The sequence below is a fragment of the Streptomyces sp. B5E4 genome (genome assembly GCF_039871555.1).
Classification (GTDB): domain Bacteria; phylum Actinomycetota; class Actinomycetes; order Streptomycetales; family Streptomycetaceae; genus Streptomyces.
In genome coordinates this window covers 185,295-209,307 of sequence record NZ_JBDPMI010000002.1, presented here as the reverse complement: position 1 = coordinate 209,307, position 24,013 = coordinate 185,295, and the positions used below count along the sequence as shown (strand labels likewise).

Here is a 24,013-nt window from a genome sequence, read left to right as displayed (position 1 = left end):
GCGCCGCCAGCGGGCGCGTGATGCTCGGCCGGGCGGGCGGCGGCGAACTGCACATCGAGGAGGTGCACCGGTTCCCCAACCGCCCCGTCCGGCTGGCCGGCACGCTGCACTGGGACGTCCTGGCGCTCTACGCGGGCGTACTGGACGGCCTGCGCGCGGCGGGCCGGCGGTCGGGGGGCCGGCTCGCCGGGGTGGGCGTCGACTCCTGGGCCGTCGACTACGGCCTGCTCGACGCCTCCGGCGCGCTGATCGGCAACCCGGTGCACTACCGCGACACCCGCACCGAGGGCATGGCGGAGAAGCTGGCCGCGGTGCTGCCCGCGGCGGAGCTGTACCGGGCGACGGGCCTGCAACACCTGCCGTTCAACACCGTGTACCAGCTCCTCGCGGCCCGCGGCACCCCCGCGCTGGCCGCGGCGCGGCAACTGCTGCTCGTCCCCGACCTCGTCGCGTACTGGCTGACCGGCGAGGCCGGCACGGAGCTGACCAACGCCTCCACCACGGCGCTGGTCGACCCGCGCACCGGCGCGTTCTCGCGCCGGGTCGCCGAGGCCGCGGGTGTCGACCTCGGGCTCTTCCCGCCGCTGCGCCGCCCCGGCGACCCGGCGGGCGAACTGCTGCCCGCGGTGCTGGAGGAGACGGGCCTGACCGGTCCGGTGCCGGTGACCGCGGTCGGCTCGCACGACACCGCCTCGGCGGTCGTCGGCGTGCCGGCGCGGGACGCGGACTTCGCGTACATCGCCACCGGCACCTGGTCGCTGGCGGGAGTCGAACTCGCCGCACCGGTGCTCACCGAGGAGAGCCGCGCCGCCAACTTCACCAACGAGCTGGGCGTGGACGGCACCGTCCGCTACCTCCGCAACATCATGGGCCTGTGGCTGCTCCAGGAGTGCCTGCGCGCCTGGGACGCCGAGGGGCACACCTACGAGCTGGACGCGCTGCTCGCCGGCGCCGCCGCGGCGCCCCCGCTGCGCTCGTACGTGGACGCCGGCGATCCGGCGTTCCTCGCCCCGGGCCGGATGCCGGAGCGGATCGCGGCGGCGTGCCGCCGGGCGGGGCGGCCGGAGCCGCGGTCCGCGGCGGAGACCGTGCGCTGCGTGCTGGACTCCCTCGCCCTCGCGCACCGGCGCGCGGTGGCCGACGCGCGGCGGCTCTCCGGCCGTACGGTACGCGTGGTGCACGTCGTCGGCGGAGGCGCGCGCAACGGGCTGCTGTGCCGGCTGACGGCGGACGCCTGCGGGCTGCCGGTGGTGGCGGGACCGGTGGAGGCGGCGGCGCTCGGCAACGTCCTCGTCCAGGCGCGGGCGGCCGGCGTGATCGACGGCACCCTTTCAGACCTCCGATCTCTGCTTCACAGAACGCAGCCACTGCGGGAGTATGAACCCGGCGGCGACGGATCGGCCTGGGAGGAAGCGGAATGCGCGTTGCGCTCTTCGTGACGTGTGTCAACGACACGCTCTACCCGCACACCGGGCGCGCGGTCGTGACCCTGCTGGAGCGGCTGGGGGTGACGGTCGACTTCCCGCTCGCGCAGTCCTGCTGCGGACAAGCCCAGTTCAACACGGGCTACCGGCGCGAGACGGAGCCCCTCGCCCGCCGCTACGCGGACGTCTTCGCGGACTACGAGTACGTGGTCTCGCCGTCCGGCTCGTGCGCGGCGATGGTCCGCGACAACTACCCGCGGCTCGACGAGCCCGCCGCGGCGGCCGTCGCACCGCGCACGTACGAGCTGACGGAGTTCCTCACGGACGTCCTCCAGGTGACCGATGTCGGCGCGTACTACCCGCACACGGTCACCTATCATCCGACCTGTCACGGCCTGCGCGTGCTGGGTCTGGGCGACCGGCCGCAGCAACTGCTGGAACGGGTGAAGGGGCTGACGCTGCGCGAGCTGGAGGGCGCGGACGAGTGCTGCGGGTTCGGCGGTACGTTCGCGCTGAAGAACCCGGCGGTCTCGGCGGCGATGGGCGCCGACAAGGCGCGGCACGTGGAGGAGTCGGGCGCGCAGGCGGTATGCGCGGCGGACAACTCCTGCCTGATGCACATCGGCGGCACGCTGGCGCGCCGCGGCTCGCCGGTCCGGCCGGTGCACATCGCGGAGATCCTGGCGAGCACGGAAGGGGACGTCTGGTGAGCGAGACCCGCGAGGCCCGTACGTTCCTGGGCATGCCGCGTACCCGCCCGGCGGCCTTCCCGCAGTCCGCCGCCGCCGCCACCGCCGACGCCACCCTGCGCGGCAACCTCACCCACGCGACGCACACCATCCGCGGCAAGCGCGCCGCGGCCGTCGCCGAACTCGCCGACTGGGACCGGCTGCGCGCCGCGGGCGCCGCCATCAAGGACGACACGCTGCGCCACCTGGACCGCTATCTGGAGCAGTTGGAGGCGGCGGTGACCGCCGCGGGCGGGCACGTGCACTGGGCCGTGGACGCCGCGGAGGCCAACGCGATCGTCACCCGGCTGGTCCGGGAGACCGGCGCCGACGAGGTCGTCAAGGTCAAGTCGATGGCCACGCAGGAGATCGGGCTGAACGAGGCGCTGGCTGCGGCCGGCATCCGGGCGTACGAGACGGACCTCGCCGAGCTGATCGTGCAGCTCGGCGACGACCTGCCGTCGCACATCCTGGTCCCCGCCATCCACAAGAACCGCGGTGAGATCCGCGACATCTTCCGCGACCGCATGGCCGACTGGGGCCGCCCCGCGCCCGCCGGGCTCGGCGACAGGCCCGCCGAACTGGCCGAGGCGGCGCGGCTGCACCTCCGCGAGAAGTTCCTCCGCGCCAGGGTGGCCGTCTCCGGCGCGAACTTCATGGTCGCCGAGACCGGCACGATGGTGGTGCTGGAGTCCGAGGGCAACGGCCGGATGTGCCTGACGCTGCCGGAGACGCTGATCTCCGTGGTCGGCATCGAGAAGATCGTGCCGACCTGGCGGGATCTGGAGGTCTTCCTCCAACTGCTGCCGCGCTCCTCGACCGCCGAGCGGATGAACCCGTACACGAGCACCTGGACCGGCCCCGCCGCGGGCGACGGACCGCGCGACTTCCACCTCGTGCTGCTGGACAACGGACGCACCGACACGCTGTCCGACCAGGTGGGACGCCAGGCGCTGCGGTGCATCAGATGCTCGGCGTGTCTCAACGTCTGCCCGGTCTACGAGCGCGCCGGCGGGCACGCCTACGGCTCCGCCTACCCGGGCCCGATCGGGGCGATCCTCACCCCCCAACTGCGCGGCACGGCAAGCGCGCTGGACGCCTCGCTGCCGTATGCCTCGACGCTCTGCGGCGCGTGCTACGAAGTGTGTCCGGTCGCCATCGACATCCCCGAGGTGCTGGTGCACCTGCGCACCCGGGTCGCCGAGGGCGGCGCGTACACGGTGCGCGGAACGAAGGCCGTGATCAAGCCGGCGAAGGGACACGCCGCGGAGCGGGCCGCGATGCGCGCGGCGCGCTGGACGATGGACCACCCGCGCGCCTACGGCGCGGCGCTGCGCGCCACGACCGGCACCCGGCGGCTGCATCCGCGCCGGCTGCCGGGGCCGGGGAAGGCGTGGTCGGCGACGCGGGACCTGCCGCCGGTGCCGGAGGAGTCGTTCCGCGCGTGGTGGAAGCGCACCCGCGGAGCGGGATCGTGAAGGGCCGTACCGTACGGGCCGGTCGCGGGCGGCGGATCGGGAGGAGCACGCGGTGAGCAGCAGGGAGACGATCCTCGCGCGGGTACGGGCCGCCACCCGCGACGCCGCGGGCGCACCGGAGCGGGCGGTGCCACGCGACTACCTGCGCGTGCACGGCGACCGCTCCCCCGCCGAGTCCGCGGACCTGCTCGCGGAGAACCTCGCCGACTACCGCGCCCTGGTGCACCGTACGGACGCCGAAGGGCTGCCGGCGCTGCTGGCGCGGCTGTTCGCCGCGCGCGGCACCCGCACCCTGCTCGTCCCGGACGGGCTGCCGGCCGCCTGGACCGCAGCGGTCGACGCCACGTCCGTCCCCGACCGGGCCGCGAGCACCGCCCGGGACCTGGACACGGTCGACAGCGTCCTGACGGGCTGCGCGCTGGCCGTCGCGGAGACGGGCACCCTCGTGCTGGACGCCGGGCCCGGGCAGGGCCGGCGGCGGATCACGCTGATCCCGGACCACCACGTGTGCGTGGTGCGGGTCCCCGAGCAGGTGGTGGACTCGCTGCCGCAGGCCATGGAGCGGCTGGATCCGGCCCGGCCGCAGACGTGGATCTCGGGCCCCTCGGCGACCAGCGACATCGAGCTGGACCGGGTGGAGGGCGTGCACGGGCCGCGGACGCTGGAGGTCGTGCTCGCCACGGGCTGACGCGCCCTCAGTCGCCCCCCGCCACCAGAGCTGTACACCACTGGCGACGGGCCGGGACCCTGTTCCCCTCCCCCGCGGTCGGTTAGCTTCTCCGCCATGCCGAGACCTTCCGCACCGTCCCGCCGTACGCTCCTGACGGGCACCGCCGCCGGCGCGGCCGTCCCCCTGCTCGCCGGTGCCGCACCGGCCGCCGCCCGCGCCCGCGCGGGCGGGCGCCCCGCCGCGCTGCTGACCGGCGCCGACGCCGCCGCCGCACAGGACTGGTCCATGCTGCGCGGCCGCCGGCTGGGCATCGTCAGCAACCCGACCGGCGTCCTGCGCGACACCCGCCACGTCGTCGACTCCATGCACGCCTCCGGCACCCTCGACATCGCCGGCGTCTTCGGCCCCGAACACGGCTTTCGCGGCAGCGCGCAGGCCGGGGAGGCCGAGCCGGAGACCATCGACCCGCGCACCGGCCTGACCGTCTACGACGCGTACGGCGCGAACGCCGCGAAGATGGCCGAGCTCTTCGCCAAGGCCGGCGCGGACACCGTCGTCTTCGACATCCAGGACGTCGGCGCACGCTTCTACACCTACATCTGGACCATGTACAACGCGATGGTCGCCGCCCGCGAGACCGGCGCCGCCTTCGTCGTGCTCGACCGCCCCAACCCGATCGGGCGTCGCGCCGACGGCGCGATGATGACCCCGGGCTTCACCTCGGGCGTGGGCCTGAAGCCGATCGTCCAGCAGCACGGCATGACGGTCGGCGAGCTGGCCCGCTACTTCAACGGCGAACTGCTGCCCGACGAGGGCGCCGGCGGCCGGGTGGAGCTGGAGGTCGTACGGGTACGGGGCTGGGACCCCGAGTCGTACGCGCAGGACGGCGACCTGCCCTGGGTGCCGCCCTCCCCGAACATGCCCACCGCCGACACGGCGCTGGCGTACGCGGGCACCTGCTTCTTCGAGGGCACCAACCTCTCCGAAGGCCGCGGCACCACGCGCCCGTTCGAGTGGATCGGCGCGCCGTACCTGGACTACCACTACAGCGACCGGCTCAACGCCCGCGGGCTGCCCGGGGTGGAGTTCCGCGAGGCGTACTTCGTACCGACGTTCGGCAAGCACGTGGGCGCGACGTGCGCGGGCGTGCAGGTGCACGTCGCCGACCGGCGCCGCTACGAGCCGGTGACGGCCGCGGTGGCGATGCTCGTCGAGGCCGCCCGCTACCCGGAGTTCGCCTGGCGGCAGGACAGCTGGGACCCGCAGCGGCCCTTCTGGATCGACAAGCTGTCGGGCTCGCCGCGGATGCGCACGATGATCGACGAGGGGCGGGACGTGGCCGAGGTCGTGGCCGCCTGGAAGGACGAACTGGCCGACTTCACCCGACGCCGCCGGCGCTACCTGCTCTACCGCTGACCTGCGCCACGCCCCGGGGCCGCGCCGCGGCGGGGCCCCGGCGGCCGGCGGCCCGCGGGTTAGGATCGCCCGCATGCCCGCACGCTTCAAGGACCTCGCGCTGGACGCCCGGGACCACCAGGCGCTCGCCGATTGGTGGTGCACCGCCCTGGGCTACGCCCGCCGGCAGGACACCAGCGAGGAGTGGCCCCCCGAGTGGCCGGTGCCCATCCACGACCCGGCCGGGCACGGCCCGCTGATCTGGATCAACCCGGTCCCGGAGGAGAAGACGGTCAAGAACCGGATGCACCTCGACGTGTGGGGTGTGCCGAAGGAGATGGAGGCGCTGGGCGCGACGCTGCTCCGCCGGCGCGACGACGAGATCGAGTGGCACGTCATGGCCGACCCCGAGGGCAACGAGTTCTGCGTCTTCGAAGAGGAGCGGTGACGGCCGAACTGCGGGCCCGCTACGCCGCCTACGACTGGCAGCCGGTGACCGACGGCATGTCGGGCGCGGGCGTGTGGCGGCTCAGCGGACCCGGCGAGCTGTTCGTGAAGACCGCGGCGGCCTCCGGCGGGCACCCCGAGGCCGGGGCCGATCTGCGGCACGAGGCGGCGTGCACCCGCTGGCTGCGGACACAGGGGCTGCCCGCACCCGAGGTGGTCGACGTCGGGGCGGCGGACGGGACCACGTGGCTGGTGACGCAGGCGCGCCCCGGGCGGTCGCTCGCCGAGCCGTGGCCCGCGGACCTGCGGGCCGGGGCCGTCGAGGCGCTGGCCCGGTTCACCCGCCGGCTGCACGAACTGCCCGTCGCCGGCTGCCCGTTCGCCCGGGACCTGTCGGTGACGGTGCCGCTGGCGGGTGCGGCGGTCGCCGCGGGGCTCGTCGACGAGGAGGACTTCGACGACGACCGGCGGGGCCGGAGCGCCGCCGACCTGTTCGCCGAGCTGGAGCGCACCCGGCCCGCCGCCGAGGACCTGGTCGTCTGCCACGGCGACCTGTGCGCGCCGAACGTGCTGGTCGACCCGGCGACGCTGGAGGTCTCCGGCGTCATCGACCTGGGTCGCCTCGGCGTCGCCGACCGGCACCAGGACCTCGCCCTGGCCGTCCGCAGCTTCACGGACGAGGACCTGAACCCGCAGCACGGCCCGGCGGCCGCCGAGCTGTTCTTGCGGACGTACCGTGCGGCCGGCGGGGGTGACGTGCGTGTCGACCCGGCGCGGACGGCGTTCTACACCCTGCTGGACGAGTTCTTCTGACGGACCGTCACGGCTCGTCCGGCGCCTCGGTGGGCGCGGGCGGCTCCGGCCCCTCACCGGCCAGCTCGACGTCGTGCGGCACCCACTCCCGCGGCACCGCGAACACGGCGAGCGCGTCGAAGGGCTCCGCGCACTTCCGGTACGCCGTGGTGTCGGCGGGCACCGCGAACAGGCCCTGCTTCTGGGAGCTGCGCAGATCTGCGGAGTCGGCGCGGGTGCACCCGGTGCTCCAGGCGAAGGCGACCAGCGCCTCGGTCCCGAAGTCCCGCCGGGCCGGCCCGCCGGGGGCCCCGGCGCCCTCGGCGCCCTTCGCCGCCGCCGGGTAGCGCTTCGCGAAGGCGGCGACGTCCGCGCGCGAGCGCAGCACCGTACGCACCGGCTCGTAGCCGTGACCGGACTCGAAGTGCACCAGGTCGGCACCCGGGACCGGCACGCCCGGGCTGCGCCGCGAGTCCCCGAGCACCGCCCACACCCCGCTGACCAGCAGCAGGCCGGCCACGACGGCGCCGGCCAGGATCAACCGCGGACCCCGCGGCGTCCGCTCGCGCGGGGCCGGACCGCGCGCGTGGGTATCGGCCCGTCCTCGTCGCCGCTGGAGAACCACAGCCCCGTCAGCTCCTCGATCGCGGTTCGCGTCACACCCATGCCGACCAGTGTGCCGCCCGCCGCCGACAACGGCCCCGGGCAGGCGGCGACCGGTGCGCGGCCCGGGACCTCGCGGCCGGCCGCGGGTACGGCGCTGGTCAGTAGACTGGCGGGTAGGTAAAGGAGGCGAGCTGGGTGGCCGGTACGCGGGTGGACGGGCGGGTCGAGCGCGGCAATCAGACGCGCCGGCTCGTGCTGCAGCGGACGATGGACATCGCCTCGGTGGAGGGCCTGGAGGGCCTGTCGCTGGGCCGGATCGCGAGCGAGCTGGGGCTGAGCAAGAGCGGTGTCTTCGCGCTCTTCGGCTCCAAGGAGGAGTTGCAGCTCGCGACGGTACGGGCGGCGGGCGCGGTGTTCGCCAAGACGGTGGTCGGGCCCGTGCAGGACCAGCCGCCGGGGGTCGGCAGGCTGCTGTCGCTCTGCTCCCACTGGCTGCGCTACTCGCGCGAGCGCGTCTTCCCCGGCGGCTGCTTCTTCTACGGCGCGGCGGCGGAGTTCGCCTCCCGCAGCGGCGCCGTGCACGACGCGGTGGCCGCGGCGCACCGCGACTGGGCGGCGTACGTGGAGCGGACCGTCGAGGAGAGGCCCGCGCCACCGGCGAGCTGCGGCAGGACACCGGCCCGGGCCTGCTCGCGTTCGAGCTGATCGCGCTGCTGGAACACGCCAACCTGCTGTCGCTGCTGCACGGCGCGCAGGACGCGTACGACCTGGCCGCCTCCGCCGTCGTGGCGCGGCTGCGCGCGGTGGCCGCGGAGCCGGACTCAGTCCCGGACGCGCTCCCCGGCTGAGACGAACTCCAGCGCCGTGCGCACCACGCCCGGGTCCGCCAGGATCCGGCGGTGCCCGAGGCCGCTGGTGCGGTGCCGGCTGACCTGCTCGCCGTAGGCCGCGGCGGTCTTGTCCGCCTGCGCGGCCGCGACCATGCGGTCCTTCTCGTCGTGGACGAGCAGGATCGGGAGCGTGATCTGGGCCGGCCGGTACGTGACGTCGAAGCGCCGCCACAGGTCGTGCTCGCCGGGGAACATGTCGATCTCGACGCGCCGCCGCAGCGCGGCCTTCACCCGGGGCCCGAGGCCGAGGCCGGCGCAGAACACGTCGACGACGTGGTCGAAGTCGGCGACGCCGGAGATCACCACCAGCCGGTCCGCCGCGGCGGCGCCGCGCAGCGCGAGGAAGGCGGCGGAGCCGCCGAGGGAGTGGGCGACGACGGCCTCGAACCTGCCGTGCTCCTCGTACAGCCGCGCGATGATCTCGCGGTACTCCAGCACGGTGGTGCGGCGCCCCTCGGAGGCGCCGTGGGCGGGGGCGTCGAAGGCGACGGGCGTGTAGCCGGCGGCGCGCAGCGCGGCGATGTACGGCGCGAAGTGCGCGGCCCGCGAGCGCCAGCCGTGGACGAGCAGCACGGGCCGCTCGCCGTCGCCCCAGCAGTACGTGACGACGTTCTTGCCGGCCACGGTGAGGCTGCCCGTGAACGCACCCGCGAGCAGCCGGCGTTCGGCGTCGTCGAAGGCGCGGTCGGCGCGCGGATGGCGGTACAGGACGAGGGCGCCGCGGCCCGCGAGACCCGGGGAGACGGCGGCGGTGGCGTTGAGGACCTTGCCTACGAGCGCGGTGACGACAGGCTTCATGGATAGAAGATAGCACGACCGTTCGCTTAGTTTTGGCGCCGGAACCTGCGGTCCGTGGGATGACGGCAGGCGCACGCGCGCCGGCCCCGGCGGCAGTCCGCCGGGGCCGGCGCGGCGGCTCAGCCGGCGCGGTAGGCGTCGAGGATCGTCTGCTCGATCGCCCGGCCCTCCGCGGCCGTACCGCGTACCCGGACGGAGACCTCCTGGCCCGGGCGCGGCCGCACCCCCGGCACCAGCGCGGTCACTTCACCGTCCCGGCCCGGGAGCACCAGCGCCTCGTGCCAGCGCTCGCCGCCGTCGGTGGAGGCCCAGAACCGCACGCTGCCGCGCTCGGTCCTGATCGCGTCCTCCGGACCCGCGGTGGACGTCAGCCGCAGGCCGACCGTGAGCGGCCGGTGCGCGGGGACGGCGCCGTCGCGGTCGGTGCGGGGCGCGTAGTCGACGCCCAGCAGCCGCACCCGCTCCTGCCCCACCAGCGGATCCGCCGGGCCGCGGGCCGGGAAGGTCCAGCTCGTGCGCGTCCGGCTGCCGATGGGCAGCGCCTCGCGGTCGGGGCGGGAGGTGTGTTCCAGCCGGTACGTGGCGGGCTCCGGCGTGACGGGGAAGAAGCTGGTTCCGGGGCGGGCCGGGATCTCGGTGCCGTCGCGGAAGAGCCGCAGGCTCTCGTTCCCGGCGCTTGCCATGTTCCATACCGAACCCTGGTGTTCGCCGTCGCTCAGCGACACCGGCAGGTCGAGCTGGTCGCCGTAGTGCAGCCCGGCGATGACCGCCGGGGCCGGGGCGCCGAACCAGACCGGATCCGCGCTCTCCCCCGGCTCGAACGGCAACGTGGGCGCGCACAGCCGCGGGAGTGCAGGCTCGGGGCCCAGCACGCAGTGGCGCCACTTGACGTCCGGCCGCGCGGTGACCATCTCGACGCGGCGCTGCGGCACGTCGAGCGGGTACTCGAAGACCACGGCGGTGTGAATGCCGTCGGGGCGTGCCTCGCGCGATTCGGTGTACGTGTCCTCGCGGCCGTGCAGCGAGCGGTAGTCGGCCTCGACGCGCGCCAGTCGGCGGGCCTCGGCGCGGGTGACGCGGTAGCGCGGCGGGTCGGGGATCGTCCTGGCGCGGCCGAGGACCAGCTCGTACAGGTCGGCCTGCCGCGCGCGGGGCTTGCCGTCGGCCGCCAGCCGCCAGCGGGTCGCGAACGCCGCGGTGCCGTGCCGTACCGGCTCGGTGGGCTGGAGGAAGACCCGCCCCTGCTCGATCTCCTCGCCGGAGGCGTAGATCCCCTCGTCCATCCCGCCGGTGCCGGACTCGTCGTGGCGGGCGTAGTGGACGGAGGCGTGCCGCACCTCGGTGTCGGCGCCCTCCACGGTCGCCGGGCGCAGCGGCAGCGCCTTGCGGGCGTCGATGGTGTACGCGATGTCGCCGTCGAGCATGACCTCGGGCGAGCCGGCGAAGGCCACGCTGGCGGGCTCGCCGTCCGCCTCGGGCGTCTCCACCTTGGCCAGCATCGACAACGGCCCGGGCAGCATGCGGGCCTTGGCGCGGCCGTTCTCGTCGAGGTGGACGGTGCGGAAGCCGCCGCCGGTCTCCGGGTACGTCTCCTGCATGTTGAGCACCCACAGGCTGCCGCCCGCCCAGGGCCGGCCGTTCCGGTCCAGGACGGTCAGGTCCACGTCGTGCCGTGGCGGTTCGAGGTAGAAGCTGAGCGGCAGGGTGACGGTGTCGTGCCCGCTCTCGGTGAGGACGACGGCGCCGGAGTAGACGCCGGGCGCGACGCCCTCGGGCGTCAGCGTGACCGTCACCCGCTCGGTGGCGCCGGGCGCGACGGTCACGGCGGCGGGCGTCACGGTCACGGCGTCGTCGGCGAGGGGGGCGCCGGCGCGCTCGGTGGCGAGGTCGGTGAGGGAGAGGGCGCGGGGCTCGGTGCCGTGGTTGGTCAGGGTCAGCTCGATCGACGCGGGGCTGCCGCCTCCGGGGTAGCGCAGGTAGCCGAAGTCGACGTTGCCGCGGTCGAGTTGCAGCGTCTCGCCGGCGGCCCCGGGAAGGTCGAGGACGCCGGCGCCGGCCGTGTGCGGCCGGGGCTCCGCGGCGTCGCCGTCCGCGGTGGTCATGAGGGCGGTCTTCAGCCGCCGCCAGTCCCAGTCGGGGTGCTTCTGCAGCAGCAGCGCGGCGGCGCCGGCGACGTGCGGCGTGGCCTGCGAGGTGCCGCTCATCTCCGTGTACGGATCGGCCGTACCGCCGCCCGCGCGGGCGCCGGTGACGGCGACACCGGGGGCGGTCAGGTCGGGCTTGGAGAGGAACGCGCCGGTCGTCGGGCCGACGCTGGTGAACCGGGGCGCACCGCCGTCGGCGCCCACGGCGCCCACGGTCAGCGCGTTCTCCGCGACGCCGGGGGTGCCGATGGTGCCGGAGTACGGGCCGGAGTTGCCCGCGGCGACGACGAAGAGGGTGCCGGTGTCGGCAGCCAGGCTGTCGAGCGCGCGGGCGACGGGGTCGTTCTCGGGGTACTCGGGCGCGGTGCCGCCGAGGCTGAGGTTGACCACGTCGGCACCCTGCGCGGTGGCCCACTGCATGCCGGCGATGACCCAGGACGCCCGGCCCTGGCCCTCGCCGTCGAGGACCCGGCCGGACAGCAGCCGGGCGTCGTAGGCGACGCCCTTGCGGGCGCCGCCGGACGCGGCGCCGCTGCCCGCGACGAGGGAGGCGACATGGGTGCCGTGGCCGTTGCGGTCCTCGGTGGTGCCCTCCCCGGTGAAGTCGGCGGCGTCGGCGACCTTGCCGCGCAGGTCGGGGTGGTCGGCGTCGACGCCGGAGTCGAGCACGGCGACGTCCACACCGGCGCCGCTCAGCCCGCCGTCCCACACCTCGGGGGCGCCGATCTGGCTCAGGTTGCCGTCGAGCTCCGCGGCCTCCAGGCTGCGGTCCAGCCACACCCGGCGCACCCCGGCCGCGGCCGGACCCGCCGGGCGGTCAAGGGCCGCGGCGAAGGTGCCGGCGCGCTTCTTGGGCAGCTCGACGGCGACGGCGTCGAGGGCCGGCAGCGGCAGGGCGTCCTCGCGGGCCGCCTCGCCGGCCGCGGCCAGCGGGCGGGGGCCCTGCACGATGAGCGGGAGCGCGTCGGTGGAGGCGTCGTCGTAGCCCATCGCGACGAGGGCCGTGACGTTGAAGAGTTCGAGGTCGAGCACGTCGGGGACGAGACCGGCGGCGGCGTCCGGGACGACGTAGACGTCGTCGCCGTCCCGCAGGGTGGTGAAGGAGCGGGTCCCCGCGGAGCCGGACCGCGGGGTGACGGAGACGGCTGGGGGACCGTCCGCTGCGGAGGCGTCGAGGGTGACCTCGTCGCCGGTGACGAGGGTGACCGTGGCGGAGGCGCCGGCGCCGCCCGCGGGCGGTGCGGCGAGGGGCAGGGGGCCGGCGGTAGCCGGCGTGGCCGACAGGGCCGGGAGCGTCAGCCCGCCGAGGAGGAGGGCTGTCAGGGCAGCGCGGACGTGCTGATGGAGCCGTCGGGAGGACATGATCCCGGTCTTACCCCGGCGGACCTGCGCCGCGGAACGAATCTTCGTGGCGTCTTGTCGCCACGTCTACAAGTAGCCACCATGGCCGGATGCTTGAGGCCCTGGGGATACCGCCGTATGCCGAGTCCGTCTACCGCGCGCTGCTGGCGGCGCCCGGCCGCACCGTCGCCCAGCTCGCCGGGGAGCTGAGGCGCTCCGAGCGCGCCACCCGGCGCAGCGTCACGGAGCTGGAGGAGGTGGGCCTGGTCAGCCGGCTGCCCGGGCGCCCGGTGCGGCTGCTGGCCACCCGCCCGGACACCGCCGTCGACCTGCTCGTCGCGCGGCGCCGCCGGGAGCTGGGCGAACTGCAGCGCAACGCGCGGACGCTGGCGGCGACGCTGAGCGCCGGCCGGCAGCCCGACGAGCTGCTGGAGATCCTCACCGGCCGGCAGGCCATCGCCGAGCGCTTCGGACAGCTCGTCCGCGGCTGCGAGCGGGAGTTGCTGGTCTTCGACCGGCCGCCGTACGCGGCGGACGTGACGCCCTCGGAGGAGGGCGTGACGGCGCGGCTGCGCGAGCAGGTGGTGGTACGCGGCATCTACGCCCCGGAGTCGCTGGAGTACCCCGGCGCCCTGGCCGCGGTACGCCGGGCGGCGGCCAACGGCGAGCAGTCGCGGGTCCATCCGCAGGTACCGATGAAGCTGGCGCTCGCGGACCGCGCGGTGGCGCTGCTGCCGATCGCGCTCGACGACCAGGTGGACAGCGCGCTGGTGATCCGCCCGTGCGCGCTGCTCGACGCGCTGGTGAGCCTCTTCGAGCTGCTGTGGCAGCAGGCCGCGCCGCTGCTGCCGCGGCCGGCGCCGGACCGGCCGTCGTGCTCGGACCTGGGGCTGCTGACGCTGCTGGCGGCGGGGGTCAAGGACGAGGCGATCGCCCGGCAGTTGGGCGTGAGCCCGCGGACGGTCACCCGGCGGGTGGCGGAGCTGCTGGACGAACTGGGCGCCCGTACCCGCTTCCAGGCGGGAATCCTGGCACAGCGCCGCGGCTGGCTTCCTGACCCCGACCCCCACGACCGACCGGAGTAATTCCCTCCTCCCCCCCTCTTCCATTCTTCGGTGGCCATATCACCGCGTGATGCAAGCGATTTCTGCACAGGACACGGAAGCGCGATTTCCGGATGGCGAACTCCCAGCTCAGCGCCGAGATTTCAGGGTAAGTGAATTACCGTTCCGCGCGGCGCGCTGTTTACCTCCCGCTGAACTCGCGTTTACGATTCCGGCGATCCCCGTCCGGCGTACACACGCCGATGTCCCCATGGGAGGAAAACGCGAATGAACGGACGAATGCGTACCATCATGCGGCTCGGCGGGTTATCGACCGCCGTCGTGGCCATTCTGTCGATGTCGGGCGCGGCCGCGGCCGCCGGCGGCACCGGGCCCGTGCCCCCGCCGACGCCGCAGATCGTGGGCGGCCAGCCCGCCTCCGAGACGTACTCCTTCATGGCCTCGCTGCAGAGCGCGTCAGGCGGCCACACCTGCGGCGGCAGCCTGGTCGACCCCAGCTGGGTCGTCACCGCCGCGCACTGCGGCACCCCGTACCAGGTGCGGATCGGCACCACCGACCGCACCGCGGGCGGCGAGGTCCGCCGCGTTGTGGAACGCCGCCAGCTCGCCGCCGACATGACCCTGCTGCGGCTCGCCACCCCCTCGACGAAGACGCCCGTCCCCATCGCCGCCTCCGCGCCCGCCGGCTCGGCGACCCGGCTGATCGGCTGGGGCCAGACCTGCCCGACCCGCGGCTGCGGCGCCCCGCCGGTGGGGCTGCGCCAGCTCGACACCACCGTCCTCGCCGACTCCTCCTGCGCGGGCATCCAGGGCGCGTACGAGCTGTGCGTGAACGGCGGCGGCGGCCGGGGCGCGTGCTACGGCGACTCCGGTGGGCCGGCGGTCGTCGGCGGCCCCGGCGACTGGCGGCTGGTCGGCGCCACGAGCCGCGGCACGGCGGGGACCTGCGCCGTCTCGCCCGCGATCTACGGGGACGTCACGTCCGTGAAGTCCCGGATCGACGCCATCGTCGGCGGCACCCGCTGACCCGGCCTACGGACCGGCGCCGCCCGCGGCGCGCAGCGGGCGGCCGAGGCGTACCGGGACACCCGGCGAGTACAGGACGCTGACCGGGTCGCCGGCGGGCCGGGGCAGGCCCGCCGCCGCGACCAGGTTCTCCTCGTACTCGACCAGCTCGGCGCGGTGCAGCGGCCAGCGGGGATGCTCGTTGGACAGGTAGGCCGTCCTGCCGAGGAAGGCGGTGTGCAGCCCCCAGCGCGCGGTGAGGAAGTGCTCCAGCTCGTTCGGCTCACCGATGCGCGCACCCGGGCGCACGGTCAGGCGGCTGTACGCGCCGCGCGGCCCCGGCCGACGGCGTGCGCCGGTGTAGACGACCGTGTCGCCGGCCCGGCGGACGGCCATCCGCGACCACGCGTACGGCAGCCCGAAGCCGAGCCGGCCCAGGACCACGGGAATCAGCCGGGCGGCGTCCAGCGAGCGGAAGACGACGCCGCGCCGCCCGCGGGCGTCGACCGAGTAGAGGCGCACGTTGGTCTCCGGGAAGGAGCCGAGATACGGCACCGCGGGCAGCCGCAGCCACCCGACGCGGTGCATCCGGAACGCGATGAGCCCGACGTACGCGACCCCGTCGTGCGTGTCCGGCACGGTCCCCCGGGGCAGCAGCGGAGCCACGGCGTCCGGGTCGACGGCCCAGTGCACGAACGTCAGGTCCAGCCACCGCTGGGTGAGCAGCGGGAACCGTACGGCGTGCGGGGCGTCGGGGGTGACGGACTCGGGCTGGTGCACGGTGCCAGCATCGCAGTGCCGGCGCGGCGCGGCCCGGCGGGGCCCGCCGCGGCCGCGTCAGCCGAGGCGCCGGGCGAACGCATCGAGGGCCCGCGCGTCGAAGAGGACGAAGCGGACCTCGTCGAAGTCCCGCTTGTCGACGGCCTCCTGCACGGCGGCCACCGCGATCCGGGCCGCGTCGTCCAGCGGCCAGCCGAACGCACCGGTGGACACCGCGGGGAACGCGACCGTACGGGCGCTCAGTGCGCGGGCCACGGCCAGCGACTCGCGGTAGCAGGAGGCCAGGTGCGCCGAGCGGTCCTGGGTCTGGGACCACACCGGGCCGACCGTGTGGATCACCCAGCGGGCCGGCAGCAGCCCGGCGGCGGTGGCCACCGCGTCACCCGCGGGCAGGCCGTCGGGGTAGCGGGTGGCGCGCAGCTCGCGGCACTCCCGCACGATGCTCTTGCCGCCCCTGCGGTGGATGGCGCCGTCGACGCCCCCGCCGCCCAGCAGCGAGGAGTTGGCGGCGTTGACCACCGCGTCGACCCGCTGCTCCGTGATGTCGCCGCGCACGGCCGTGAGCACACCCATGCCGCCACCGTAGTACGGGCGCGAGGCGGCACCGGGCGTCCGCCCCGTAGGGCGGCTCAGACCGTCACCGACGCGCCCTCGGCCACCGCACTCGCGTCCGCGTCGAGGTCGCGGCGGACCAGTGCCGCGTACCGGCCGTCGGCGGCCATCAGCTTCTCGTGCGTGCCGAGTTCGGCGATCCGGCCGTCGTGCAGGACCGCGATCTGGTCGGCGTCGCGGATCGTGGAGAGCCGGTGCGCGATGGTGATCGTCGTACGGCCCGCGGCCAGCGCGTCGAGGGCCTTCTGCACCGCGCGCTCGGTGCGGGTGTCCAGGGCGCTGGTGGCCTCGTCGAGGATGAGCACCGGCGGGTCGCGCAGGATGGTGCGGGCGAGGGCCAGCCGCTGCTTCTCGCCGCCGGAGAAGCGGTAGCCGCGCTCGCCGACGAGGGTGTCGTAGCCGTCGGGCAGGGCGGCGATGTGGTCGTGGATCTGCGCGGCGCGGGCGGCGGCCTCGATCTCGGCGTCGGTGGCGTCGGGGCGGGCGAAGCGCAGGTTGTCGGCGACGGAGGCGTGGAAGAGGTACGTCTCCTGGGCGACGACGCCGACCGCGCGGGCGAGCGAGTCGAAGTCGAGGTCGCGTACGTCGGTGCCGTCGAGGGTGACCCGGCCGCCGGTGACGTCGTACAGGCGCGGCACCAGGTAGCCCAGGGTGGACTTCCCGGCGCCGGTGGGGCCGACGATCGCCAGGCTGCTGCCGGCCGGCACGGTGAGCGCGACATCGTGCAGCGTGGGCTGACCGGGCTCGTACGCGAAGTCGACGTTCTCGAAGCGCACCTCGCCGCGGGGCTCGGCCAGCCGCACGGGGCGCTCGGGCTCGGCGATGTCGACGGGCAGGTCGAGGTATTCGAAGATGCGCTGGAAGAGGGCGAGCGAGGTCTGCATCTGCACGCCGGTGGAGAGCAGGCTGACGGTGGGCCGGAAGAGGCCCTGCTGCAGCGAGACGAAGGCGACGACGGTGCCGATGGACACGGCCTGCCCGGCGGTGCCGGAGGCCAGGCCCGCGGTCCAGTAGATGACGGCGGGCATGGCGGCCATGACGACGCCGATGACGGCCATCCGCCAGCGGCCCGCCATGTTGGCCCGTACCTCCAGGTCCACCAGGCTCTCGGACTCGTCGGCGAAGCCGCGGGTGAGGCTGTCGGAGCGGCCCATGGTGCGGCCGAGCATGATGCCGCTGACCGACAGCGACTCGGTCACGCCGGCGGCCATGGCGGCCATCTGCTTCTGCCGCTGCGAGGTGATCTTCTTGCGCTCGCGGCCGACGCGGCGGGCGATCCAGACGAAGAGCGGCAGCAGGAGCAGCGAGACGACGGTCAGCCGCCAGTCGAGCGCGAGCATGGCGACGACGGTGGCGACGACGCTGGTGAGGTTGGAGACCAGCGAGGTGGCGGTGGTGGTGACGGTGGCCTGCATGCCGCCGATGTCGTTGGCGATGCGGGACTGCACCTCGCCGGTGCGGGTCCGGGTGAAGAACGCCAGCGGCATGCGCTGCAACTGGGCGTAGACCGCGGTGCGCAGGTCGTGCATGACGCGCTGGCCGACGGTGGTGGAGATGAGGGTCTGGAGCACGCCGAAGACGCCGCCGAGCACGGCGACGCCGACCATGCCGAGCGCGAGCAGGCTGAGCAGCCCGGTGCGGCCCTCGGGCAGGGCGGTGTCGACGACCTCGCGGAGCAGGAACGGCGAGGCGACCGAGACCAGCGAGGACGCGGCCACCAGCAGCCCGACCACGGCGAGGCGGCCGCGGTACGGACGGAAGAGCGCGACGATCCGGCGCACCTGGGCGGGCTGCTCCGGATCGGAGGGCGGGGGTGTCCACCCGTCGAGTGGATCGTGCGGCATGGGCCTCCTAGAAGAGGGTGACGACTTATGAGAGGGTAGCTCATTGTTACCTATATACACAATGAATATACTCCTGATACCCTCGGAGCGTGTCCCAGTCGCCCCCGCCCCCCGCAGACGTGACCGGCCAGTTGGCGGAGCAGCTCCTGCTGCTCACCCGCCGGATCCACTACGCGCAGAAGCACCACTTCAAGCCGCTGGGGATCACGCCCGCCCAGTCGCGGCTGCTGCGCACCCTGGAGCGCCACGAGGAGCCGCCGCGGATGGCCGACCTCGCCGAGCGCCTCGGCGTCGTGCCCCGCGCGGTCACCACGCACGTGGACGCGCTGGAGGCGAGCGGCCTCGTCCGGCGCGTACCCGACCCCGACAACCGGCGGGTGATCCGGATCGAGACCACCGCGGCCGGGCGCACGGCGCTCGCCGAGCTGCACCGGGCACGCCTCGCCGCCGCCGCGGACGTGCTGGAGCCGCTGTCCGAACAGCAGCGTGAAAAACTGCTCGGGCTCATCGCCCCCCTGGTCGACACGCACGGCCACCCCTGCTGAGGAGTCCGTTCCATGCCGCTGCTCCAGCCCAAGCCCTCGGCCCTGCGCCCCGGCCGCGGAGCGGCGCCGGCGCCGGACCGGGTCGCCGACGACCTCGCCGCGGGTACGCCGGAGCCGCTGCGCGGCGAGCTGACGGCGCTGCTGGGCACGGAGAAGGTGCTGACAGGCGCCTCGGACCTGGTGCGGTACGCCTCGGACGCCAGCCCCTACCGGTTCGTGCCTCAGGCCGTGGCCGTCGCCGAGACGGTCGCGGACGTCTCCGCCCTCTTCCGGTTCGCCCACGAGCGCGGCCGGAAGCTGGTCTTCCGGGCGGCGGGCACCTCGCTGAACGGCCAGGCACAGGGAGAGGACGTCCTCGTCGACGTCCGCCGGCACTGGGCGGGCGTCGAGGTGCTCGACGACGCCGCGACGCGCGCCCGCGTCGGCCCGGGCACCACCGTCGTACGGGCCAACGCCACCCTCGCCCGGCACGGCCGCGTGCTCGGCCCCGACCCGGCCAGCGCCATCGCCTGCACCCTCGGCGGCGTCGTCGCCAACAACGCCTCGGGCATGACGGCCGGCACCACGCGCAACTCGTACCGCACCCTCGCCTCGCTGACCTTCGTGCTGCCCTCCGGCACCGTCGTGGACACCGCCGCGCCCGACGCCGACGAGCGGCTGGCCGGCGCCGAGCCGGAGCTGTGCCGCGGGCTGCTCGCGCTCAAGGCGGAGATCGAGGCGGACGCGGAGCTGACGGCCCGGATCCGCGCCAAGTACGAGATCAAGAACACCAACGGCTACCGTCTCGACGCCTTCCTCGACGGCGCCACCCCCGTGCAGATCCTGCGCGGGCTGATGGTCGGCTCCGAGGGCACGCTCGGCTTCATCGCCGACACCGTCTTCGACACCCTGCCGCTGGACCGGCACACCTCCACCGCACTGCTGTTCTTCCCCACCCTCCAGGCCGCCGCGGCCGCGGTGCCGGCCTTCAACGCCGCCGGGGCGCTTGCCGTGGAGCTGATGGACGGCAACACGCTGCGCGCCTCGGTCAGCGTCGCCGGCGTGCCCGCCGACTGGGCGGAGCTGCCGAAGGAGACGGCCGCCCTGCTGGTGGAGTTCCGGGCGCCGGACGAGGCCGCGCGCGAGGCGTACGAGGCGGCGGCGGCCGAGGTGCTGGCGGGGCTCGACCTCGTGGCGCCGGTCGGGTCCGTGGCCGCCGCGGGCAACGCGTTCACCCGCGACCCGGGCCGTATCTCCGGCTACTGGAAGGCGCGCAAGGCGTTCGTCACCGCCGTCGGCGGCTCCCGCCCCGCCGGTACGACCCTCATCACCGAGGACTTCGCCGTGCCGCCCGGCCGGCTCGCCGAAGCCTGCGAGGCACTGCTCGAACACCAGGCGCGGCACGGCTTCGACGCCGCCGTCGCCGGCCACGCCGCCCACGGAAACCTGCACTTCCTGCTCGCCTTCGACGCCGCGGAGCCCGCCGACGTCGAGCGGTACGCGGCCTTCATGGACGACTTCTGCCGGCTGACCGTCGAGCGCTTCGACGGCTCGCTCAAGGCCGAGCACGCCACCGGCCGCAACATCGCCCCGTTCCTCGCGCTGGAGTGGGGCGAGCGGGCCACCGGGCTGATGTGGCGGATCAAGGAGCTGATCGACCCGCACGGCATCCTCGCCCCGCGGGTGCTGCTCGACCGCGACCCCCGGGCGCACCTGCGCGGGCTGAAGACCATCCCGCGGATCGAGGACATCGCCGACCCGTGCATCGAGTGCGGCTTCTGCGAACCCACCTGCCCCAGCCGCGACCTGACCACCACCCCGCGGCAACGCATCGTGCTGCGCCGGGAGATGCTGCGCCAGCCGCCGGACGCCCCGGTCACCGGGAGCCTTCTCCAGGCGTACGGGTACGACGCCGTCGACACCTGCGCCGGCGACTCGACGTGCAGCCTGGACTGCCCCGTCGGCATCGACACCGGGCAGATGATGAAGGACTTCCGGCACGCGCGGCACTCCGCCCGCGAGGAGCGCGCCGCCGCCGGCACCGCCCGCCGCTTCCGGCAGGTCGAACGGGCCGCGCGGCTGGCCGTCGCCGTGGCGCACCGGCTCGGCGACCGGGTACCGGGCGCCGCGACCCGGCTCGCGCGCCGGGCGGTGCGCCCCGACCTCGTACCCGAGTGGCTGCCGGAGATCCCCGGTCCGGCCGCGCGCCGGCTGCCCGGCACCGTCCGCGAGGGCGCCGCCGCGGTCTACTTCCCGGCGTGCGTCAACCGCATCTTCGGCGGCCCCGACGACGCCCGCGGACCGAACCTGGCGGAGGCCGTCGTCGCCGTCTCCGCCCGCGCCGGGCGGCCCGTGTGGATCCCGGACGACGTCACCGGCACCTGCTGCTCCACCATCTGGCACTCCAAGGGCTACGACGACGGCACCCGGCTGATGGCCAACCGCATCGTCGAGGCCGCCTGGCGGTGGACGGACGGCGCCCGGCTGCCGGTCGTCGTCGACGCCTCGTCCTGCACCCTGGGCCTGGCGCACGAGATCGTGCCGTATCTGACGGAGGCCGGCCGCAAGCTGCACGCACAGCTCACCGTCCTGGACTCGCTCGACTGGGCCGCCGGCGAACTGCTGCCCCACCTGACGATCGAGCGCACGACGTCCTCCGCCGTGGTCCACCCGACCTGCTCGATGCGCCACCTGGGCAACACCGGCCGGCTCACCGCGCTGGCCGAGGCGGTCGCGGACGAGGTCGTCGTGCCCGACGACGCGGCCTGCTGCGCCTTCGCCGGCGACCGCGGCATGCTGCACAAGGAGCTGACCGCGTCCGCGACCGCGCGCGAGGCCGCGGAGGTCACCGCCCGCGGCTACGACGCGCACCTGTCGGCGAACCGGATGTGCGAGATCGGCATGGACCGGGCGACCGGCCGCTCGTACCGTTCCGTGCTGCTGGAGCTGGAGCGCGCCACCCGCCCGGCGGGTGTCCCGGGGCGCCGCGGATAAGTCCATCCGGCCCGGGCGGTAAGTCCAACGCCTCAGTGGTGCAGACCTCTTGTCGGCGCGCCCGGGTCCGGCGAGGGTGGCGGCGAACCTTCCGCACACCTTCCGGAGGACGCATGCGCGAGGAGAACGCCACCCCGAGATCAGGCGATTCCGACGACGGCTACTCCCGCCGTTCGGTGCTGCGCTCGGCGGGCATCGCCGGTGCAGGGCTCGGCCTGGGGGCCTTCGGCGCCTCCCAGGCCCAGGCGGCGGAGGCCGGGGCAGCCGGTGAAGCCGCCGTACCCGCCGTGCCCCCGCGGCGCGGCAGGACGATGATCGGCGTGCCGTTCGAGACCCACGGCACCGTACGGGTCGGGATCGTGGGCCTCGGCAACCGCGGCGGCGGCATGATCGACCTGTTCCTGGCCCAGCCGGGCGTGCAGGTGACCGCGCTGTGCGACCCGGTCGTGGACAAGGTGGAGCGGGCCGCGAAGAAGGTCGTCGCCGCCGGCCAGCCGGCGCCCGCCACGTACACCAAGGGCGACCACGACTTCGAGCAGCTCTGCGCCCGCAGCGACATCGACTTCGTCTACGTCGCCACCCCCTGGGACTGGCACTTCGAGATGGCCAAGGCGGCCATGGCGAACGGCAAGCACGTCGGTGTCGAGTGCCCCATCGCGATGACCGTGAAGGAGCTGTGGGACCTCGTCGACCTCTCCGAGCGCACCCGCCGGCACTGCATGCAGCTGGAGAACTGCGCGTACGGCAAGAACGAGATGCGCGTGCTGCGCATGGCGCACGCCGGGCTCTTCGGCGAGCTGCTGCACGCCGCCGGCGCGTACAACCACGACCTGCGCGGGCTGATGTTCGACCCCGACTACTACGAGGGCCCCTGGCGCCGGCTGTGGCACACCCGGCTGCGCGGCGACCTCTACCCCAACCACGGCTTCGGCCCGACGGCCAACTACATGGACGTCAACCGCGGCGACCGTGTCACGCACATCTCCAGCTTCGGCACCCCGGCCCTGGGTCTGGCCGAGTACCGCGAGGAGCACATGCCCTCCGGCGACCCGAGCTGGAAGGAGACGTACATCGGCAGCGACCGCACCTTCAGCGTGCTGCAGACCGCCAAGGGCCGCGTCATCCGGCTGGAGCACGACGTCTCCACCCCGCACCCGTACAGCCGGATCAACTCCCTCGGGGGCACGAAGGGCGTCTTCGAGGACTACGAGCCGCGCATCTACCTGGAGCCGATGCACACCGACGACCGGTGGCACAGCTTCGGGGACTTCGCGGAGTACGACCACTGGCTGTGGAAGGAGCACTCCAACCCGCCCGGCGGCCACGGCGGCATGGACTACATCATGATCTTCCGGCTGATGCAGTGCATGCGCCTCGGCCTGGTCCCGGACTTCGACGTCTACGACGCCGTGACCTGGACCGCGCCGGTGCCGCTCAGCCACGAGTCGATCAAGGCGGGCGGCAGGCCGCAGCAGATCCCGGACTTCACCCGCGGCGGGTGGAAGGACAAGCGCTCCGGCGTCGATTCGGAGAAGCCCGACGAGGCGTGAGCGCCGGCTGACCGGCCGCGCGGCCCGGCCGACCGCGCGCGGCGCCGCTAGCCGGCCAGGGAGGCCCGGTCGCCCATCACGGCGACCGGGTCCTTCCGCGGGTCCAGCGTGCGCAGCAGCTCCGTCATCCCGGACTTGGAGATGCTGACGCAGCCGGACGTCCCGCTGCCGTGGTCCATGTGGAACCAGATCGAGCCGCCCTTCCCCTGCCCCTGCGGCCGGGTGGGGTCGAGCGGCGAGGTGCCCCGCACCCGGTTGTAGTCGATGGCGATGACGAGGTCGAAGTCGTTCCAGTGCGTCTTCGGCCAGTAGTGGGGCGCGGCGAAGGCCGGGCTCTGGAGGTACGGGAGCTTCGCGCCCGGGTCGGCGAGCACGCCGCCGGCGTCGGAGAGCGTGAACACCCCCACGGGGCTGCGCTTGTCGCCCTCGCGGTGGTCGGGGGTCCAGCCCTTCCTGCCGTTGTGCGCGGGCCAGCTCTCCCGGCGCTGCCAGTCCCCGCCGCGCTTCTCGTAGAGCACGACGGTGGCGTCGGCGGAGTCGGGGCCCTTGCCGTAGACGGCGACGGCCTGGCGGGAGTCCGCGGGCACCTCGTCGTTCCACCGGGCGCCGACACCGGGGATGTCGCCGGGCGGGGTGCGGGGCGACGCGCTCGCCCCGCCGGTGTCCGTGCCCTTCCCGGGGCCCCTACCGCCCGGACCTCCGCCGTCACCGCCGTCGCCCGAACTGCCGCAGCCCGCCAGCAGAATCAGCCCCACCGCCGCGGCGGCCGTCCGGCGCGGCAGCCGCCCGCTCGTCCCGTACGCACGCATACGCCCATCGTCACACGCCGCTTCCCGCATCCTGCCGGGCGGCCCCCCGCGGGCCGTGGCGCAATGGGCACGCCGCGGGGGAAAACCGGTTGAAAACCCGTCCGCGAACCGCCAGCCT

Annotated in this window: 20 protein-coding genes and 1 pseudogene; 13 read left to right on the top strand and 8 right to left on the bottom strand. The window is 74.7% G+C overall.

What is annotated here, in order from left to right; translation table 11 throughout:
• Positions 1 to 20: 20 nt before the first annotated feature.
• The 7 genes from ABGA99_RS03500 (at position 21) to ABGA99_RS03470 (ending at position 6,955) form a co-directional block, all read left to right on the top strand.
• Positions 21 to 1,439: a rhamnulokinase family protein gene (locus tag ABGA99_RS03500; RefSeq protein WP_347582221.1), complete on the top strand. Its 1,419-nt coding sequence runs from the start codon at positions 21 to 23 to the stop codon at positions 1,437 to 1,439.
• The gene (locus ABGA99_RS03495) at positions 1,418 to 2,134 is read left to right on the top strand and encodes a (Fe-S)-binding protein (RefSeq protein WP_347576918.1); all 717 of its coding nucleotides are present in this window, start codon (positions 1,418 to 1,420) and stop codon (positions 2,132 to 2,134) included. The genes ABGA99_RS03500 and ABGA99_RS03495 overlap by 22 nt, the downstream gene beginning before the upstream one ends.
• A gap of 32 nt (positions 2,135 to 2,166) precedes the next feature.
• Positions 2,167 to 3,630 (top strand): lactate utilization protein B, encoded by a 1,464-nt coding sequence (locus ABGA99_RS03490; protein ID WP_347577037.1) that lies wholly within the window; start codon positions 2,167 to 2,169, stop codon positions 3,628 to 3,630.
• A gap of 52 nt (positions 3,631 to 3,682) precedes the next feature.
• Entirely contained in the window at positions 3,683 to 4,318 is a 636-nt protein-coding gene (locus ABGA99_RS03485; protein ID WP_347576917.1) for a lactate utilization protein C, read from the top strand.
• Positions 4,319 to 4,414: 96 nt separating this feature from the next.
• Positions 4,415 to 5,716 carry a DUF1343 domain-containing protein gene (locus ABGA99_RS03480; RefSeq protein WP_347576916.1) on the top strand — a complete coding sequence of 434 codons (1,302 nt, stop codon included), beginning with the start codon at positions 4,415 to 4,417 and terminating at the stop codon, positions 5,714 to 5,716.
• A 73-nt stretch (positions 5,717 to 5,789) separates the two neighbouring features.
• A complete protein-coding gene (locus tag ABGA99_RS03475; RefSeq protein WP_347576915.1) occupies positions 5,790 to 6,143 on the top strand; it encodes a VOC family protein in 354 nt (117 codons plus the stop codon).
• Positions 6,140 to 6,955, top strand: a complete 816-nt coding sequence (locus ABGA99_RS03470) for an APH(3') family aminoglycoside O-phosphotransferase (RefSeq protein ID WP_347576914.1) — start codon at positions 6,140 to 6,142, stop codon at positions 6,953 to 6,955. Before ABGA99_RS03475 ends, ABGA99_RS03470 begins: the two co-directional genes overlap by 4 nt.
• A gap of 7 nt (positions 6,956 to 6,962) precedes the next feature.
• On the opposite strand, the gene ABGA99_RS03465 is transcribed toward ABGA99_RS03470, so the two are convergent.
• Both ABGA99_RS03465 and ABGA99_RS03460 read right to left on the bottom strand, forming a co-directional pair.
• On the bottom strand, positions 6,963 to 7,475 hold the full coding sequence (locus tag ABGA99_RS03465) for a hypothetical protein (protein WP_347582131.1): 513 nt from the start codon (positions 7,473 to 7,475) through the stop codon (positions 6,963 to 6,965).
• On the bottom strand, positions 7,472 to 7,600 hold the full coding sequence (locus ABGA99_RS03460) for a hypothetical protein (RefSeq protein WP_347576912.1): 129 nt from the start codon (positions 7,598 to 7,600) through the stop codon (positions 7,472 to 7,474). The genes ABGA99_RS03465 and ABGA99_RS03460 overlap by 4 nt, the downstream gene beginning before the upstream one ends.
• 135 nt (positions 7,601 to 7,735) lie before the next feature.
• On the opposite strand from ABGA99_RS03460, the pseudogene ABGA99_RS03455 reads away from it, so the two are divergent.
• Positions 7,736 to 8,388, top strand: a pseudogene (locus ABGA99_RS03455) (TetR/AcrR family transcriptional regulator).
• Here ABGA99_RS03455 and ABGA99_RS03450 read toward each other — a convergent pair.
• Together ABGA99_RS03450 and ABGA99_RS03445 are read right to left on the bottom strand one after the other, a co-directional pair.
• A complete protein-coding gene (locus ABGA99_RS03450) occupies positions 8,362 to 9,228 on the bottom strand; it encodes an alpha/beta hydrolase (RefSeq protein WP_347582130.1) in 867 nt (288 codons plus the stop codon). The pseudogene ABGA99_RS03455 and the gene ABGA99_RS03450 overlap by 27 nt on opposite strands.
• Before the next feature lie 119 nt (positions 9,229 to 9,347).
• Positions 9,348 to 12,734 (bottom strand): S8 family serine peptidase, encoded by a 3,387-nt coding sequence (locus ABGA99_RS03445; RefSeq protein ID WP_347582129.1) that lies wholly within the window; start codon positions 12,732 to 12,734, stop codon positions 9,348 to 9,350.
• A gap of 89 nt (positions 12,735 to 12,823) precedes the next feature.
• Here ABGA99_RS03445 and ABGA99_RS03440 point away from each other — a divergent pair, with 89 nt between their 5' ends.
• Positions 12,824 to 13,798 carry a helix-turn-helix domain-containing protein gene (locus ABGA99_RS03440; RefSeq protein ID WP_347576908.1) on the top strand — a complete coding sequence of 325 codons (975 nt, stop codon included), beginning with the start codon at positions 12,824 to 12,826 and terminating at the stop codon, positions 13,796 to 13,798.
• A 258-nt stretch (positions 13,799 to 14,056) separates the two neighbouring features.
• Complete coding sequence (locus ABGA99_RS03435) at positions 14,057 to 14,803, top strand: trypsin-like serine protease (RefSeq protein ID WP_347576907.1); 747 nt, start codon at positions 14,057 to 14,059, stop codon at positions 14,801 to 14,803.
• Positions 14,804 to 14,809: 6 nt separating this feature from the next.
• On the opposite strand, the gene ABGA99_RS03430 is transcribed toward ABGA99_RS03435, so the two are convergent.
• Genes ABGA99_RS03430 through ABGA99_RS03420 form a run of 3 tightly spaced genes read right to left on the bottom strand, consistent with a single transcriptional unit; the run spans position 14,810 to position 18,018 of the window.
• Complete coding sequence (locus ABGA99_RS03430; RefSeq protein WP_347576906.1) at positions 14,810 to 15,562, bottom strand: DUF2071 domain-containing protein; 753 nt, start codon at positions 15,560 to 15,562, stop codon at positions 14,810 to 14,812.
• Between the two features lie 57 nt (positions 15,563 to 15,619).
• Positions 15,620 to 16,135, bottom strand: a complete 516-nt coding sequence (locus tag ABGA99_RS03425; protein ID WP_347576905.1) for an O-acetyl-ADP-ribose deacetylase — start codon at positions 16,133 to 16,135, stop codon at positions 15,620 to 15,622.
• A gap of 56 nt (positions 16,136 to 16,191) precedes the next feature.
• Entirely contained in the window at positions 16,192 to 18,018 is a 1,827-nt protein-coding gene (locus ABGA99_RS03420; protein WP_347576904.1) for an ABC transporter ATP-binding protein, read from the bottom strand.
• 89 nt (positions 18,019 to 18,107) lie between these two features.
• Between ABGA99_RS03420 and ABGA99_RS03415 the strand changes: the two genes are divergently transcribed.
• The 3 genes from ABGA99_RS03415 to ABGA99_RS03405 all read left to right on the top strand — a co-directional run bounded on the left by ABGA99_RS03415 (position 18,108) and on the right by ABGA99_RS03405 (position 23,086).
• A complete protein-coding gene (locus ABGA99_RS03415; RefSeq protein ID WP_347576903.1) occupies positions 18,108 to 18,563 on the top strand; it encodes a MarR family transcriptional regulator in 456 nt (151 codons plus the stop codon).
• Between the two features lie 12 nt (positions 18,564 to 18,575).
• Positions 18,576 to 21,536, top strand: coding sequence for an FAD-binding and (Fe-S)-binding domain-containing protein (locus ABGA99_RS03410; RefSeq protein ID WP_347582128.1), 2,961 nt, complete (start codon positions 18,576 to 18,578; stop codon positions 21,534 to 21,536).
• 113 nt (positions 21,537 to 21,649) lie between these two features.
• Complete coding sequence (locus ABGA99_RS03405; RefSeq protein WP_347576901.1) at positions 21,650 to 23,086, top strand: Gfo/Idh/MocA family oxidoreductase; 1,437 nt, start codon at positions 21,650 to 21,652, stop codon at positions 23,084 to 23,086.
• Positions 23,087 to 23,133: 47 nt separating this feature from the next.
• On the opposite strand, the gene ABGA99_RS03400 is transcribed toward ABGA99_RS03405, so the two are convergent.
• Positions 23,134 to 23,895, bottom strand: a complete 762-nt coding sequence (locus ABGA99_RS03400) for a L,D-transpeptidase family protein (protein WP_347576900.1) — start codon at positions 23,893 to 23,895, stop codon at positions 23,134 to 23,136.
• Positions 23,896 to 24,013 lie beyond the last annotated feature (118 nt).

Coding starts and splice junctions, on each gene's coding strand:
- ABGA99_RS03480 (WP_347576916.1), top strand. CDS start 4,415: ATGCCGAGACCTTCCGCACCGTCCCGCCGTACGCTCCTGACGGGCACC.
- ABGA99_RS03440 (WP_347576908.1), top strand. CDS start 12,824: ATGCTTGAGGCCCTGGGGATACCGCCGTATGCCGAGTCCGTCTACCGC.
- ABGA99_RS03425 (WP_347576905.1), bottom strand. CDS start 16,135: ATGGGTGTGCTCACGGCCGTGCGCGGCGACATCACGGAGCAGCGGGTC.
- ABGA99_RS03500 (WP_347582221.1), top strand. CDS start 21: ATGCTCGGCCGGGCGGGCGGCGGCGAACTGCACATCGAGGAGGTGCAC.
- ABGA99_RS03410 (WP_347582128.1), top strand. CDS start 18,576: ATGCCGCTGCTCCAGCCCAAGCCCTCGGCCCTGCGCCCCGGCCGCGGA.
- ABGA99_RS03405 (WP_347576901.1), top strand. CDS start 21,650: ATGCGCGAGGAGAACGCCACCCCGAGATCAGGCGATTCCGACGACGGC.
- ABGA99_RS03420 (WP_347576904.1), bottom strand. CDS start 18,018: ATGCCGCACGATCCACTCGACGGGTGGACACCCCCGCCCTCCGATCCG.
- ABGA99_RS03400 (WP_347576900.1), bottom strand. CDS start 23,895: ATGCGTGCGTACGGGACGAGCGGGCGGCTGCCGCGCCGGACGGCCGCC.
- ABGA99_RS03490 (WP_347577037.1), top strand. CDS start 2,167: ATGCCGCGTACCCGCCCGGCGGCCTTCCCGCAGTCCGCCGCCGCCGCC.
- ABGA99_RS03435 (WP_347576907.1), top strand. CDS start 14,057: ATGCGTACCATCATGCGGCTCGGCGGGTTATCGACCGCCGTCGTGGCC.
- ABGA99_RS03460 (WP_347576912.1), bottom strand. CDS start 7,600: ATGGGTGTGACGCGAACCGCGATCGAGGAGCTGACGGGGCTGTGGTTC.
- ABGA99_RS03450 (WP_347582130.1), bottom strand. CDS start 9,228: ATGAAGCCTGTCGTCACCGCGCTCGTAGGCAAGGTCCTCAACGCCACC.
- ABGA99_RS03495 (WP_347576918.1), top strand. CDS start 1,418: ATGCGCGTTGCGCTCTTCGTGACGTGTGTCAACGACACGCTCTACCCG.
- ABGA99_RS03445 (WP_347582129.1), bottom strand. CDS start 12,734: ATGTCCTCCCGACGGCTCCATCAGCACGTCCGCGCTGCCCTGACAGCC.
- ABGA99_RS03475 (WP_347576915.1), top strand. CDS start 5,790: ATGCCCGCACGCTTCAAGGACCTCGCGCTGGACGCCCGGGACCACCAG.